This is a genomic window from Sporosarcina sp. 179-K 3D1 HS (genome assembly GCF_047228905.1).
Lineage (GTDB): Bacteria > Bacillota > Bacilli > Bacillales_A > Planococcaceae > Sporosarcina.
The window spans coordinates 1-14,247 of the sequence record NZ_JBFEGI010000011.1 but is presented as its reverse complement, the minus strand read 5'-3'; the positions used below and the strand labels follow the sequence as shown (position 1 = coordinate 14,247).

The 14,247-nt window shown below is 46.6% G+C and carries 16 protein-coding genes and 1 riboswitch; of the genes, 9 read left to right on the top strand and 7 right to left on the bottom strand.

Going from position 1 to position 14,247, the window contains the following annotated elements; all coding sequences use genetic code 11:
• Positions 1-10: 10 nt before the first annotated feature.
• The 6 genes from AB1K83_RS13735 to AB1K83_RS13710 all read right to left on the bottom strand — a co-directional run bounded on the left by AB1K83_RS13735 (position 11) and on the right by AB1K83_RS13710 (position 5,258).
• Entirely contained in the window at positions 11-1,309 is a 1,299-nt protein-coding gene (locus AB1K83_RS13735; protein WP_413058880.1) for a pyrimidine-nucleoside phosphorylase, read from the bottom strand.
• Between the two features lie 14 nt (positions 1,310-1,323).
• Positions 1,324-2,517 (bottom strand): phosphopentomutase, encoded by a 1,194-nt coding sequence (deoB, locus tag AB1K83_RS13730; RefSeq protein WP_413058776.1) that lies wholly within the window; start codon positions 2,515-2,517, stop codon positions 1,324-1,326.
• 38 nt (positions 2,518-2,555) lie between these two features.
• Positions 2,556-3,455 (bottom strand): site-specific tyrosine recombinase XerD, encoded by a 900-nt coding sequence (gene xerD, locus AB1K83_RS13725; RefSeq protein WP_413058879.1) that lies wholly within the window; start codon positions 3,453-3,455, stop codon positions 2,556-2,558.
• A gap of 134 nt (positions 3,456-3,589) precedes the next feature.
• Positions 3,590-4,057, bottom strand: coding sequence for a Fur family transcriptional regulator (locus AB1K83_RS13720; RefSeq protein ID WP_413058775.1), 468 nt, complete (start codon positions 4,055-4,057; stop codon positions 3,590-3,592).
• 84 nt (positions 4,058-4,141) lie between these two features.
• Positions 4,142-4,657 carry a hypothetical protein gene (locus AB1K83_RS13715; RefSeq protein ID WP_413058774.1) on the bottom strand — a complete coding sequence of 172 codons (516 nt, stop codon included), beginning with the start codon at positions 4,655-4,657 and terminating at the stop codon, positions 4,142-4,144.
• A 55-nt stretch (positions 4,658-4,712) separates the two neighbouring features.
• Positions 4,713-5,258 carry an NUDIX domain-containing protein gene (locus tag AB1K83_RS13710; protein ID WP_413058878.1) on the bottom strand — a complete coding sequence of 182 codons (546 nt, stop codon included), beginning with the start codon at positions 5,256-5,258 and terminating at the stop codon, positions 4,713-4,715.
• 81 nt (positions 5,259-5,339) lie between these two features.
• Here AB1K83_RS13710 and AB1K83_RS13705 point away from each other — a divergent pair, with 81 nt between their 5' ends.
• From AB1K83_RS13705 to AB1K83_RS13665, 9 genes are all read left to right on the top strand, one after another.
• Positions 5,340-6,242, top strand: a complete 903-nt coding sequence (locus AB1K83_RS13705) for an aldo/keto reductase (RefSeq protein WP_413058773.1) — start codon at positions 5,340-5,342, stop codon at positions 6,240-6,242.
• Between the two features lie 106 nt (positions 6,243-6,348).
• Entirely contained in the window at positions 6,349-6,642 is a 294-nt protein-coding gene (locus AB1K83_RS13700) for a hypothetical protein (RefSeq protein WP_413058772.1), read from the top strand.
• A 119-nt stretch (positions 6,643-6,761) separates the two neighbouring features.
• A riboswitch (PreQ1 riboswitch) is annotated at positions 6,762-6,805 on the top strand.
• 7 nt (positions 6,806-6,812) lie between these two features.
• On the top strand, positions 6,813-7,478 hold the full coding sequence (queC, locus tag AB1K83_RS13695) for a 7-cyano-7-deazaguanine synthase QueC (protein WP_413058771.1): 666 nt from the start codon (positions 6,813-6,815) through the stop codon (positions 7,476-7,478).
• Positions 7,475-7,900: a 6-carboxytetrahydropterin synthase QueD gene (gene queD, locus AB1K83_RS13690; RefSeq protein ID WP_413058770.1), complete on the top strand. Its 426-nt coding sequence runs from the start codon at positions 7,475-7,477 to the stop codon at positions 7,898-7,900. Before queC ends, queD begins: the two co-directional genes overlap by 4 nt.
• Complete coding sequence (gene queE, locus AB1K83_RS13685) at positions 7,897-8,604, top strand: 7-carboxy-7-deazaguanine synthase QueE (protein ID WP_413058769.1); 708 nt, start codon at positions 7,897-7,899, stop codon at positions 8,602-8,604. The genes queD and queE overlap by 4 nt, the downstream gene beginning before the upstream one ends.
• Before the next feature lie 322 nt (positions 8,605-8,926).
• A complete protein-coding gene (locus AB1K83_RS13680; RefSeq protein ID WP_413058768.1) occupies positions 8,927-9,997 on the top strand; it encodes an ABC transporter substrate-binding protein in 1,071 nt (356 codons plus the stop codon).
• A 5-nt stretch (positions 9,998-10,002) separates the two neighbouring features.
• The gene (locus AB1K83_RS13675; protein WP_413058767.1) at positions 10,003-10,770 is read left to right on the top strand and encodes an ABC transporter ATP-binding protein; all 768 of its coding nucleotides are present in this window, start codon (positions 10,003-10,005) and stop codon (positions 10,768-10,770) included.
• 5 nt (positions 10,771-10,775) lie between these two features.
• A complete protein-coding gene (locus AB1K83_RS13670; protein ID WP_413058766.1) occupies positions 10,776-11,567 on the top strand; it encodes an ABC transporter permease in 792 nt (263 codons plus the stop codon).
• A gap of 337 nt (positions 11,568-11,904) precedes the next feature.
• Entirely contained in the window at positions 11,905-12,885 is a 981-nt protein-coding gene (locus AB1K83_RS13665; RefSeq protein ID WP_413058765.1) for an LCP family protein, read from the top strand.
• A gap of 32 nt (positions 12,886-12,917) precedes the next feature.
• On the opposite strand, the gene hprK is transcribed toward AB1K83_RS13665, so the two are convergent.
• Complete coding sequence (hprK, locus tag AB1K83_RS13660) at positions 12,918-13,850, bottom strand: HPr(Ser) kinase/phosphatase (protein WP_413058877.1); 933 nt, start codon at positions 13,848-13,850, stop codon at positions 12,918-12,920.
• Positions 13,851-14,247: the final 397 nt, after the last annotated feature.

The following is a 14,247-nucleotide window of genomic DNA, read 5'->3' as shown; positions in this document are numbered from 1 at the left end:
AAGCGTCTCCTCATCCGCCAATCAATTTCCCGATCAACGGAGGTGCTTCCACTTGGGATGTGCCAATTTGGATATGTTGCTGAATCATAGTCAAGGATTGTTCTACGTTTTCCGTGTTGGCATGAATTACAGCGAGCGATTCACCTTGCTTCACCGGATCCCCGATCTTTTTCTTCAGGACGACGCCGACCGCCAAATCAATGACGTCTTCTTTGGTAGCCCGACCTGCGCCGAGTAACATGGCCGCAACTCCGAGACTATCGGCATCCATCTGGGTAACAAATCCGGAAGCGGGTGCCGGCACTTCAATTTGATAGGCAGCGGAAGGCAGTAATGTAGGATTTTCGATAACGGCCGGGTTACCTCCTTGCGCCTCGATCAGTCTCTCGAACCGCTCCAGTGCCGAACCATCCGCCATCGCTTGCTCCAATTTTGCCCGCGCCTCTTCCACAGAAGCAGCCTTTCCTCCTGCCACGACCATCCGGCTGCCAAGGACCAGGCATAACTCGGTCAAATCAGCTGGCCCATTCCCTTTTAGCGTTTCGATCGCCTCGATCACTTCCAACGCATTACCGATCGCAAACCCGAGCGGCTGGCTCATATCTGAAATGACGGCCATTGTTTGTCGACCGGTTTGACGGCCGATGGCGACCATCGCTTCCGCCAAGGCGACCGACTCTTCCTCCTTTTTCATGAAGGCACCATTTCCTGTCTTCACATCCAGGACGATGGCATCCGCACCAGCTGCAATCTTCTTGCTCATGATCGAGCTTGCAATCAGCGGAATACTGTCTACCGTTGCCGTTACATCCCGAAGCGCATAAAGGTTCTTATCAGCCGGGGTCAAGTTGCCGCTCTGTCCCATGACGGCCAACTTGAGATCATTCACCTGGCGGACGAATTGCGCCTCGGTCAGCTCCGTATGGAATCCCGTAATGGCTTCCAATTTATCGATCGTCCCACCGGTATGGCCCAATCCGCGGCCGCTCATTTTGGCGACCGGGACACCGCACGCCGCAACGAGCGGGATTAATACCAGCGTCGTTGTATCGCCCACTCCGCCAGTCGAGTGCTTATCGACTTTAATTCCTTCAATCGAAGTCAGATCGATCTGATCCCCCGATTCCGCCATTGCCAACGTCAAGTTTCCTTGCTCTGCTGCATTCATCCCTTTGAAATAAATCGCCATCATCAATGCGCTTGCCTGGTAATCAGGAATGGATCCTGCGGTATAACCGTCAATAAAAAAACGGATTTCCTGTTCGGAAAGTGATTCCCCATTCCTCTTTTTTGCAATTAAATCTACCATTCTAACCAAGTTCATCACACCTTTTCTTCGATCAAACCAAGAAAGCTCGTGCCAAATTCAGGCATTTTCACATTAAAATTATCTGCGATCGTGGCGCCGATATCTGAAAACGTTTCCCGTAACGGCATAGCCTCGCCTTTCGAAATCGACGGCGTATAAACGAGGAGTGGTACATATTCCCGGGTATGATCCGACCCAGCATGTACGGGATCATTGCCGTGGTCTGCAGTAATGATGAGCAAATCATCTGGTCGCATGGCGTCCATGATCTCCGGCAAACGCCGATCGAATTCTTGCAATGCCTCACCATATCCGACCGGGTCACGCCGATGGCCGAACAACGCGTCGAAATCCACCAAATTGACGAAGCTGAGGCCGTTGAAATCCTTTTTCATGACATCCAGCAATTTATCGACACCGTCCATATTACTGACGGTCCGCACTGCTTCCGTCACGCCTGCCCCATTATAAATATCTGAAATTTTGCCGATTGCCATGACATCAAAACCGGAATCTTTCAATTCATCCATTACGGTCCGCCCAAATGGCTTCAACGCATAATCATGGCGATTGGCCGTCCGGATGAAATGACCCGGTTCTCCAATGAAAGGTCTTGCAATGACGCGTCCGACTAGAAATTCCGGCTGCAATGTCAGTTCGCGGGCGATTTTGCAAATTCGGTATTGCTCCTCAATCGGGATAATATCCTCATGCGCCGCAATTTGGAGTACCGGATCGGCCGAAGTGTAGACAATGATCGCTCCTGTTTCCATATGCTCCTGTCCAAGCTCGTCCAGGATGGCCGTTCCGCTTGCAGGTTTATTGCCAATCACTTTCCGCCCGGTCCGTTGTTCCAGTTGGTCGATCAGCTCTGAGGGAAATCCATTCGGATACACTTTGAACGGCTGGTCGATACGCAAACCCATAATTTCCCAATGGCCGGTCATCGTGTCTTTTCCAACGGAGGCTTCCTGCATTTTCGTGTAAAATCCCTGCGGATTCGCTTCAGGTGCAATTCCTTTAATATCCGCGATATTCCCTAAACCGAGCTGGCCCATATTTGGCATCTCTAAACCGTTCATCGCTTCTCCAATATGGCCGAGCGTATCCGCCCCTTCATCTCCGAAAAGATGGGCATCAGGCGCTTCACCAATGCCAACTGAATCCAATACCATTAAATGAACCCGCTTAAATCGTTGTTTACCCATTTGTCTGTCCCTCCCATTTTCAGCGCCTCACTTGTAGCTTATGCCCGCGGATGGAATTTCACATACACTTCTTTCAATCGGGCTTTGCTCACATGCGTATAAATTTGAGTGGTGGAAATATCTGCGTGGCCGAGCATTTCTTGAACCGCCCGTAGATCGGCCCCGTTTTCAATAAGATGCGTAGCAAAGGAATGCCGCAAGATGTGAGGCGTCAGTTCTTTTTGTATACCCGCTTTTAGGGCATGCCCCTTCAAAATCTTCCAACATCCTTGCCGAGTCAGTCGGGACCCCCGCATATTGACAAATAAAGCCTCCACATTTCTTTGTTTCGCTGTAAATTGCGGACGCACCTCCTCCACATAGCGTTGAACCGCATGGATGGCGCTCCCGCCAAGAGGAATGATCCGCTCTTTCCCTCCTTTGCCAAATACGCGGACAAAGCCCATGGATAAATGAATGTCCTGCAGATCAAGCCCGATCAATTCACTGACCCGCATGCCGGTGCCATACAATAATTCGAAAAGGGCAACATCCCGTTTTCCTTGCGGTTTTCCAACATCCGGTGCTTGGATGAGACGATCCACTTCTTCGATCGATAAGATCCGCGGTAACTTTTGTTCAATCTTTGGCAATTCCAGATGTACGGTAGGATCTTGGTTCGTCACTTGATCACGCAACAAAAATTGGTGGAAGGACCGGATCGACGAAATATGCCTGGAAATGGTCCTAGCGGATTTCCCTTCATCTTTTAAACGCTGCAAATGACCTACGATGGCCGTGCGATCGATGCCATTGATCGATACATGGCCCTCCTCCTCCATCGACTGGATATAATCCGTCAAATCTCGCCGATAAGAAGAAATCGTATTGGATGATAGCTGACGTTCCACTTGCAGAAAGTGAATGTAATCTTCCAGTGCAAAACGGGCATCTTTCATCGTTGTTGGAGGGGTTCCTTCTCCATCTTGATATGTACTCATGCCCCTTCCCCCTTTCCTGAAAGGCATGTCGACTCACATTGCATTTCAAAATCTGTAATGACAAAAGGGACAGCAGCGTGCCATCCCTTTACTCACTCTTGCTTATCTTTCTTTTCTCCTTTATCAGACCGACATCTTTTGCAGATGCCATGGAATGTCAACCAATGGTCTTTTACGGCGAATTCAAAACGGCTTTCCACGACTTTTTCCACTTCACCCAAGAGATCTTCCTGAATTTCATCCACAGTGCCACATTCAATACAGATTAGATGATGATGGAAGTGAGCTGCCCCTTCTTGTCGAAGGTCATAGCGGGAAACCCCGTCACCAAAATTGATTTTATCGACTATTTTAAGGTCTGTCAGCAATTCTAGAGTACGATATACCGTGGCAAGACCGATTTCCGGCGCTTTTTCCTTCACAAGCAAAAAAACATCCTCTGCACTCAGGTGGTCTTCCTCATACTCCAAAAGCACTCTCACTGTCGCTTCCCGTTGAGGCGTCAACTTATAGCTGGCCCCATGCAATTGTTTCTTTATACGATCGATCCGGCTCTCCATACGACGCCCCCCTCAAACTGACTTCATTATATCAAATGGGCTTTCCGTATGACAACCGAAAGGAAATGGTCGCCTATTGGGAAACTATCGAAGAATCCAATAATAGATGGCCATTTCCCCTAGGAGCACGCAGGCTGACAAGAATAGCAGTATCGGTAAAGCACGCGGATTGCGTCTTTTCCCTATCGTTGACTGCATAAAGTAAGGGGGACGGAGCACTGCGCAATACAATAAAAACAAAAAGCAAGAGGCGAACTGAAACGGGAACCACCATACCGTATAATCGAGCATCTTCATCCCAGACCCGAGCAAATAGGATGAGGCCAGACCAAAAAAAACACTCTTTAACGCCCCTGTGAATAAAACTAAAGGACGCGTCTGTCGAATCCTCGCAAATACATAGGCCACAATATAAAAGGACACTAGCGCACCGATTGGCCTGATCACTCCCGCTTCCCGCCCTTCCACGACGCGCGCATCGTAAAAAGCAATCCATCTTTCCACGGCTTCAGAAGGAATTTCACGGAACAACAGAGCCCCTCCGATATAACCGACCGCTAGTATGATGAATAAATGGATGAATGACAATGAACGGACCATAGGCCTGCACCTCCGCATAGTTTGTACAACATATGCTTGTCCGTTCCAATTTAGGTCAAGTATTCAATAGATTTTTTGCATAGAGGACAGCGAACGCCGTTTTGGCATCGAAAATCGAACCATTGGCCATCAGTTCTTCCGCCTCGGCAATCGACACTTCCATCAAGTTGATGAATTCATCTTCATCGCCGGCTGCCGGATTTTCAATCGGATATAAATCTCTCGCCAAGTAAAGATGGATCACTTCATCCGCAAATCCTGGAGAGGTGGCAAATGACTGGATGTAGGAGAATTCACGTGCCCCATAGCCAGTTTCCTCCTCCAGCTCACGGATCGCTGTCACTTCCGGATCTTCCCCTGCGTCAATTTTTCCGGCAGGTATTTCAATTAGAGACCGTTCCAACGCCTTGCGATATTGTTCCACTACAACCAATTTGCCCTCCGTCGTAATCGCCAGTATAGCCACTGCGCCAGGATGGCGAATTAATTCCCGAGTCGCCCGCTTGCCATCCGGCAACTCCACTTCTTCCACACGCAATGTGATGATTTTCCCTTCATATAGGGTATCCCCCGATACCGTTTTTTCCTCATAAGTATCCAAATCCTTCACCCTTTCCATTGCGAACTTCTTTCATTTGCTATAAGCGCATTGTACCATGGGGAAAATGGGAGGTGCACTGACTTGAAGAAAAGAGAACTGGGAAATAGCGGGCTAACCGTTTCTGAATTGGGGCTCGGCTGCATGTCGCTGCCTGATGACCTGCAGGAGTCAAAACGGATTATCGATGCCGCTTTGGATGCAGGTATCAACTTATTGGATACGGCCGACTTATATGATGGCGGGAAAAATGAAGAGCTTCTTGGATATGCGCTGAAGAACAGACGGGAAGATATCATTCTGGCAACTAAAGTGGGTAACCGACTGAATCCCGATGGCAACGGATGGTCTTGGGATCCGACAAAACGACATATTATCGGAGCCGTAAAAGAAAGTCTTCGGAGGCTTGGGACCGATTATATCGACTTGTATCAACTTCACGGCGGCACGATGGAAGATGATGTCGATGATACGATTGAGGCATTCGAAAGCTTGAAAAAGGAAGGATTGATCCGGCACTATGGCATTTCATCTATCCGCCCAACCGTCATCAAACGATTTTTGGACAACAGCTCAGCCGTGTCAGTCATGATGCAATATAGTTTATTGGACCGGAGGCCGGAGGAATGGTTTCCAATGATCAAAGGACAAGGAGCTTCCGTTATTACACGAGGTACGATCGCAAAAGGGCTTTTAACTGAAGAAGGTATGGCGAGAGCGCAGAAAATGGATGGTTTCCTAGACTATGGTTCGTATGAGTTACAGGAGACGCTGGCCGCGTTACGTACAGAATCGGTTGATTTACATGCCACCGCGATTTCCTATGTGCTGCAACAGGACACCGTTGCCACAGCTCTTGTCGGGGCGCGGACGATGGACCAGCTTCATGATTCCATAGTGGCCTATTCCAAAACTGTTGACCCAAAACAGATAGAGGTGGTAGAGAAACTAGTGCGAGAAAACCAATACAAGGAGCATCGTCTATAATTTGTAATCTTTTTGAAACGTAAGTGTAATGATTGAATTGGAGACCACTAGGGTATCTAGTAAGTAGCAACCTAGAAAATCAATACATTTTACGGAGGAGATTGAAATGAAACTAGCAAAATGGGAAAATAAAAGATGGCTAAAGCTTGGAGCCGCTACTATATTATCCGCGAGCATGCTCGTCGCCTGTGCAGACGACAACGATCCAGATGACGATATCGACGTAAATGTCGATAACCCGCCTGCAGAGGTGGATGACGGTACGGACACAGATGTGGACATGGATATCCATGAAGATACTACAACGCCTCCAGCCGGCACACCGGATTCGGATGGAACAACGCCTTCGGACACTCCGGATAGCGATACATCCACGGACGGAACAACGGAAAGTCAATAAGGATCACCCAAAGATTGGAGACGCTGATTGCGCTCTCCAATCTTTTTTATGTTGTAATAACCTAGTCAACTGACAACATTCCACCCTCTGGTCACCTATGTTATGATGAAACAGGTTCTAAAAAAGAGGTTCGCAAACTCCCTCTATAAAAAACTAAGGAGATAGGTACAATGAAAAATGAAAAAGCGGTGGTCGTCTTTAGCGGCGGTCAAGACAGTACGACATGCCTGTTTTGGGCATTGAAAAATTTCCGGGAAGTCGCAACAGTGACGTTCGACTACGGGCAAAGGCATTCGGATGAAATTGAATGTGCCCGAAAAATTGCGGAGGAACTTGGTGTATCGTTCAAAGTGCTGGATATGAATTTGATCAACCAGTTGTCAGCCAATGCGCTCACACGAGATGACATTGAAGTGAAGGAAGTGGATGGCGAATTGCCATCAACATTCGTACCGGGACGAAATCATCTGTTTCTATCTTTCGCGGCGGTATACGCTGATGCAATCGGCGCACCGCACTTGATCACCGGAGTGAGCGAGACGGATTTTAGCGGATATCCTGATTGCCGCAATAATTTTATTAAGTCTTTAAATGTGACGTTGAATTTGGCCATGGATGGAAACTTCGTCATCCATACGCCGTTAATGTGGCTTGATAAATCCGAAGTATGGGAACTGGCTGATGAACTTGGCGCGCTCGATTTTGTGCAAGCGAAAACGCTCACCTGCTACAACGGCGTTCCGAGCTCAGGTTGCGGAGAATGCCCTGCGTGTGTGCTGCGCAATGAAGGACTTGCGACGTATGAAGCGCGAAAGACTGCAGGTGCTTCTAAATGATGCAGCAATTTTATCCGCAAGTGCAACATGACTATCGATTTGAATTGAACAAAGACATGCATTTTTCGGCTGCACACTTTATTCCCCATGAAGACGCCGGAAAATGCCAAATGATGCACGGGCATACGTATTTCATTAATGTCACCATCGGGGGAAATGAACTGGATTCGCTCGGTTTTTTGATTGATTTCAAACAACTGAAAGATCTCGTTCATAAAAAATATGATCATTCCGTGTTGAATGATCATCCTGAGTTCCAAAATACCTTTCCGACAACTGAACGATTGGCAGAACAAATTTGGAAAACCATTCAGGATGTTCTTCATACAAGAGACAATCGTCCTGTGTGTCTCCAAGTAATCGTTCGGGAAACGCCTACTAGCTATGTTGTTTATCGGCCATTACAGGGGGAGTTGCAATGAAAATCCCTGTAATGGAAGTGTTTGGCCCTACAATCCAAGGTGAAGGAATGGTCATTGGTCAAAAAACGATGTTTGTCCGGACGGCGGGCTGCGATTATTCTTGTGCTTGGTGCGATTCCAGTTTTACATGGGACGGCACAGGCAAAAGCGTTTCGAAACGCCCGCAAGAAATTATTGAGGAATTGAAGGCAATCGGCGGACAGTCCTTTTCGCATGTGACGATTTCAGGAGGAAATCCCGCTTTGCATAAAGGAATCGGAGAACTGGTCGATATTTGCCATGCAGAAGGTTGGAAAGTTGCCGTCGAAACGCAAGCTACGTTTTGGCAAGATTGGTTGATGAACATCGACGATATCACGCTTTCACCGAAGCCGCCGAGCTCAAAAATGACAACGGATATCAACAAACTGGATCACTTCATGGAAAAGCTGACCGATGCAAACGCAAGTCTGAAAATCGTTGTCTTTGATGAATTAGATTTCAAATTTGCGGAAGAAGTCCATCTACGTTATCCATCAGTCCCTTTCTATTTACAAGTGGGTAATGATGACACGACGACAACAGATGACAGCTATCTAGTATCCACCTTATTGAAACGGTTTGAATGGCTTATTGATTTGGCTGTTGCTTCCCCAATTATGAACGATGTAAAAGTGTTGCCGCAACTGCATGCCCTCGTGTGGGGTAATAAACGAGGCGTTTAAAGTTAGCAGCTTAAAGTCTTACACTCATCTATTATGATGAAATAAAAAAGGTCCATTCCTATTTTTAGGAAACGGCCTTTTTTATTTTTCAATTAAATATCAAATACATAAGTTGTTTTCCCTCTTACATTTCACTGGAAATTATGGAATTGACTCAAACATTTATCTAATTCGACAAGTAATTCAAAGTATCCAACAATTTCTACAATTTTTTATGGTATTCTAATAGAAGTGAGTTCCCGAACGGAATGGGAAAGCCCCATATCATTCATCGGTAAATAAGAAAAGAGACTCACAGATTACATATTTAGGGGGATACAAGATGAAGAAAAAATTATGGTTTGCACTATTTTCCGTAATGCTCTTGGCTTTTGCTTTGGCAGGATGCGGGAAAGGTGCCGAAAAAGAACCTGCTTCTACAGGGGATGGCCAAAAGGCGGAAAATGATTCGGCTGAAACCAAATCGGTCGATATCGGAATGTTGAAACTGACAAGTTCCGCGCCTTTATTTATTGCATTGGAGAAAGGCTTCTTTGCGGACGAGGGCATTGACGCAAATGCGAAGTGGTTTGAAGCAGCACAACCTATTTCCGTCGCCACAGCAAGCGGAGATGTTCAGGTTGGTGCAACCGGAATTACAGCGAGCCTTTATAATATGGTAGCGGGCGGCGAAAAACTGTTGATTGTCGCAGACAAAGGACGAGAGCAACAAGGATATTCATCCACCGCACTTTTAGTCCCTAGCGATTCAGACGTAGCTACAATCGAAGAGTTAAAAGGCAAAAAAATAGGAATTACGCAAACGGGATCGACTTTCCACTATATGGCGGGTCAACTTCTTGATTTGCATGGTTTAACAACGGCGGATGTTGAATTAGTACCGGTAAACAGTATTCCAGGGTTAATGGAAACACTACAGAGTAAGCAAGTTGACGCAGTTCTATTGAATGAGCCCAACGTTTCCCGTGTCGTAAAGGAAGGATACGGAAAAGTCATCGTCCAAGTTGGAGATGAAATGGATTACCAAACTTCCGGGATTTTCTTCTCTGAAGCTTTTGCGAATGACAAAGAAACAGCTGTTAAATTTTTGAAAGCTTATGCAAAAGCATCTCGCTATTATTATGATGCCGTGCTTACAAAAGAAGGCGATGAGATCGTACCTGGAGAAAACTTTGAGGAAGTTATCGATATCATAGCAAAATACACAGACCAAGAACCAGAGCTCATTAAATTGGGACTTCCATATATGGACCGGGACGGCAAGCTTCTAGCTACTGATATCCCAATACAGGTCGATTGGTATGTGAAGGAAAAATTGGTCGATGCCATCGATCCGAGTGAGATTGTCAACACGGAACTTTTGGACGAAGCTCTGCAACAATTAGGGAAGTGATGTAAATGAAGATTGTCATCGACGATGTCGGGAAGACATTTACCAACACCAAGAAAGAAGTCACAACAGCATTAGAGAATATTAACTTCACCATCCACGAAAAGGAATTCGTCGTCCTGGTCGGTCCGAGCGGTTGCGGAAAATCCACCCTTCTCAACATAGTAGGCGGTTTATTATCCCCCACAACCGGTTCGGTCTATTTTGAAGGTATCGATAAGGATCCCAATTTGGCGATCGTCTTTCAAGAAATTGCGCTCTTCCCATGGAGGACAGTCTATCAAAATGTCATTTATGGCTTGGAGGAACGAAAGGTCAGCAAACAGGAAATCAAAGAGAAAGCGGACTATTACATCGATATGGTCGGCTTGACGGATTTCAAGGATGCGTATCCAAAGCAGCTCTCCGGTGGTATGAAGCAACGGGTCGGAATCGGCAGGGCGTTGGCAGTCGAACCGGACTTGTTATTGATGGACGAACCGTTTTCCGCATTGGACGCCCAGACGAGGACACTTATGCAGGAAGAATTGTTGACCATCTGGAACCGGACCCAACTGAGCACACTATACGTCACGCATAATATCCAAGAAGCCGTTTATTTGGCAGATCGTGTCATTGTGTTGTCCAGACATCCCGGCCGAATTAAAAGCATCATTCCAATTGATATGCCTAAAATGGGCAGAGGTGAAGAACAACATCGGGAACAATTTGAACGGTATGCAGAAGAAATCTGGCAAATGATCCGCCATGATGCCGTCGAAGCCTTAAAGGAGTGATATTCATGGCGCATCAGAAAAAAATCATCACCAACCGAGTCGCATTTCTGGAGAAAAAAGTCCCTTTATACGCTTCCGTCTTGGGGCTGATCGGCTTGCTCGGTCTTTGGGAAATCGTTTGTAGCCTTAAAATCGTTTCCCCGCTCTTCCTACCTGCCCCATCAGCCATCGTGCTGACTGGTTGGGATATGCTCGTAAGTGGGGAAATCACCCGGAACCTCGGGCCGAGTTTGTACCGGATCGGAATCGGCTACCTGATCGGATCAACTGTCGGAATCATCGTCGGTCTCCTGCTCGGCTTTTCCAAATGGGCGGATGCCATCGGGACTCCCGTCGTGTACTCCCTGTATCCGATTCCGAAAATCGCTTTGTTGCCATTGTTCGTGCTATGGCTAGGAATCGGTGAGTTATCCAAAGTGACCATCATCGCGCTGGGCGTATTTTTCCCGGTCGTCATCAATACGTATTCCGGTGTCCGTAATGTCGATCAGATCCTGATCAAAGCGGCCATCACTTTCGGATCCAACCACTTCAACGTGATCCGGAAAGTGATTCTTCCGGGTGCCTTGCCGATGATTTTCGCTGGTTTAAAGCTAGCGGCGGGAACTTCCCTGCTCCTCTTGGTCGCAGCTGAAATGATCGCAGCCCAGAGCGGAATCGGGTCCATGGTACTTCATTACGGAAACCTTATGATCACATCCAAATTAATGGTAGGCGTCCTTGTCCTGTCCATCCTTGGCTTGACTTTCAACCGCTTCTTGCAATGGTTGGAAAACAAGCTCTTGCCATGGAAGTGATGGTCTGACAATAGCCCCTTCGCATTCCTTGAGGAGCGAAGGGGCTTTGTTGTACTTTCATTCCTCCCCTTATCCCATCATTCTTTGATGGTTGTTCCGAACAGCCATGTTAATAAATATCTTATCTAATAAATGGAAATAAAATTAGATTGTATTCGATTTCATTTATTGATAGGGTTGAAGAGAAACGCTGTATTAATTTCTCTTCTGAAAGTGGGTGGACTTTTGTGCTTGCCACACCACTCTGAGCGTAAACATGAAGTAAAACTTTTTTATATCAGATGCGTCTTATACAAGGGGGACCTTTGTACACTTAGTGAGAATGGTGGTTGTAGGAATGAAAAGACAGCAATACAAGAAGCGGAATAGAAAAAAATGGCTTGGCATCAGCCTCATCATATTCGCTTTATTAATAGGTATTGGCGCCTTTTACTGGGTCGATCAATATAAGCAGGGACAGTCATTGGCGGGTGAAAGCACGTTGAAAGAGCAATCCTCCGAATTCGATTTATTCGAAGGGCCTGAACCTCAATATGGGGAAATCAATATTCTTCTTCTAGGTTCGGATGCTCGCGCTAACGAAAAAGAAGGACGATCCGATACGCTGATGATCGCCCATTATTCCCAAAAGACAGGTAATCTCAAGCTCATATCCATTATGCGGGATTCGTATGTGGAGATTCCGGGCTACGGAAAACAAAAAATGAATGCCGCGTTTTCTTTGGGTGGCCCCGAATTGGTACGGCAGACGATCAAGGAAAACTTCGGACTCGATGTCCATTACTATACGATCGTTGATTTTAACGGATTCCCGAAGCTTGTCGATATTTTAGCGCCGGATGGCATAGAAGTTGATATTCCATATAAAATGGAACATGGTATCGGGATGACGCTTCATCCCGGACAACAAACCTTGCACGGAGAAGAGTTGTTGGGATACGTTCGATTCCGCTATGATCGGAAAAGTGATTTTGGCCGGGTAGAACGACAGCAAGAAGCGCTCACCAAACTGAAGGAAGAAGCTGTCGGGTTACACAATATCATGAACTTGCCCAAATTGCTGGGAGCTGCAGAGGCTTATATCGATACGAATTTGGATAAAAAGACAATGCTCTCGATCGGCAAAGGCTTGCTTGACAAGAAATCTAACGGCATCCAAACGCTTCGTATTCCCGTAAACAACTCTTACCGAGACCTAACAGTCAACGTCGGGGACGTCTTGGACATTGATTTTGAAGAGAATATTAATGCGTTGAATACCTTCTTGCAGGAATCCAACGAAACAGCAGAAAACACCCCGAAATCCGAACAGCAATAGAAAAGAGGTCCCGATTGAAGGGACCTCTTTCTTCATTGCTTATGATCATCTTTTGAAAACTCCTGTTCTAGCCGCTTCATGAACTCTTCTGCGGCACTATAGCCTTGTTGCTGCAAGTACCAATTGTTGGCAGCCGCCTCAATCAGACCGGCGACATCACGACCCGGTTGTAATTGGATCTGAATATGCGGAACGGGCACGTCCATATACATCTTATACTTCGTATCAACTTCCAATTCATTGTTCAGGCTATTCTCCTGCCACTCCGTCAACTCAATATCAAGAGCAATCCGAGTCTCTTCCTGAAAAGCAGCCCGGCCATAGAGGCGGACAACGTTCAATAGTCCGATACTCCGCAAGGCGAGAAACTCCTTATTTTTCTCATCATGGGTGCCGAGCAAAGTTTGAGGACTGAGCTTCTTTAACACCACAATATCGTCCGCCACCAGCCGATGACCCCGCCCGATTAAAATATGGGCTGTCTCGCTCTTTCCAACCCCCGATTTACCACGCAATAGAACACCAATCCCCGCCACGTTGACACATACGCCATGAATCGCAATCTCGGGCGCCATTGCTTTCACAACATACGCATCCAATTTTGCGCTCATCTCGGTCATCGAATCAGGCGTCCGGAGAACCGGAATGTTCTCTCTCGTGCAAAACTGCCGAAGCCCAAGCGGCTCCTCTTGCTGGGACGTAATAATGATGCATGGCGGATTATAATAAACAATATTATGAATGCGCAATTTGCACTCCTCGTCGGAAAGCGTATGCAAATAATTGATTTCGTTCTTCCCAAGAATCTGAACATGGTCTTTCGCAATAAAATCGAACTTATCCAAGAATTCCAAGCCCGGTCGTCTCACTTTCGTTTTTTTCAGGACACGGTTCAAATGGTCTTCGCCCACGAGCACTTCCACCGGGAATTTTCGTACAATATCAGCCACTGTCAATGTTCTCACCAAGATCCACCCTCTTTCACTCGAAAATTTACTTAGAAACTTATTCATTTAGTATAGCATGCGATCCGCAGAATCTTAACGGATATGTTGGAAAGTATCGACGTGCTTACCAACATACACGCTAGAGCGTCTAGGGGCAGGCCTTCTTGGCAGAAGTGATAATCCCTCGGACCGCTCATATTTTCGCGCAAGCGATGATAACTTTCTAGAACCGTTCATAACTTTTGAGAACCGCTCATATCTCCTCGCAAACGATCATAACTATCGACAACCGCCTATATCTCCTAGCAACCGATCATAACTCTCGAGAACCGATCATATGTAAGCGTCAATAGAACAACACCTCCTTTCTATGTCTGCCTCGTGAAATAATGGGGATAGATTTTAATCCGGAAAG

Excerpts from the sequence above, each read along its gene's own strand:
- AB1K83_RS13735 (WP_413058880.1), bottom strand. The coding sequence starts at position 1,309 with ATGGTAGATTTAATTGCAAAAAAGAGGAATGGGGAATCACTTTCCGAA.
- deoB (WP_413058776.1), bottom strand. The coding sequence starts at position 2,517 with ATGGGTAAACAACGATTTAAGCGGGTTCATTTAATGGTATTGGATTCA.
- xerD (WP_413058879.1), bottom strand. The coding sequence starts at position 3,455 with ATGAAAGATGCCCGTTTTGCACTGGAAGATTACATTCACTTTCTGCAA.
- AB1K83_RS13720 (WP_413058775.1), bottom strand. The coding sequence starts at position 4,057 with ATGGAGAGCCGGATCGATCGTATAAAGAAACAATTGCATGGGGCCAGC.
- AB1K83_RS13715 (WP_413058774.1), bottom strand. The coding sequence starts at position 4,657 with ATGGTCCGTTCATTGTCATTCATCCATTTATTCATCATACTAGCGGTC.
- AB1K83_RS13700 (WP_413058772.1), top strand. The coding sequence starts at position 6,349 with ATGAAACTAGCAAAATGGGAAAATAAAAGATGGCTAAAGCTTGGAGCC.
- queC (WP_413058771.1), top strand. The coding sequence starts at position 6,813 with ATGAAAAATGAAAAAGCGGTGGTCGTCTTTAGCGGCGGTCAAGACAGT.
- queD (WP_413058770.1), top strand. The coding sequence starts at position 7,475 with ATGATGCAGCAATTTTATCCGCAAGTGCAACATGACTATCGATTTGAA.
- queE (WP_413058769.1), top strand. The coding sequence starts at position 7,897 with ATGAAAATCCCTGTAATGGAAGTGTTTGGCCCTACAATCCAAGGTGAA.
- AB1K83_RS13680 (WP_413058768.1), top strand. The coding sequence starts at position 8,927 with ATGAAGAAAAAATTATGGTTTGCACTATTTTCCGTAATGCTCTTGGCT.
- AB1K83_RS13675 (WP_413058767.1), top strand. The coding sequence starts at position 10,003 with ATGAAGATTGTCATCGACGATGTCGGGAAGACATTTACCAACACCAAG.
- AB1K83_RS13670 (WP_413058766.1), top strand. The coding sequence starts at position 10,776 with ATGGCGCATCAGAAAAAAATCATCACCAACCGAGTCGCATTTCTGGAG.
- AB1K83_RS13665 (WP_413058765.1), top strand. The coding sequence starts at position 11,905 with ATGAAAAGACAGCAATACAAGAAGCGGAATAGAAAAAAATGGCTTGGC.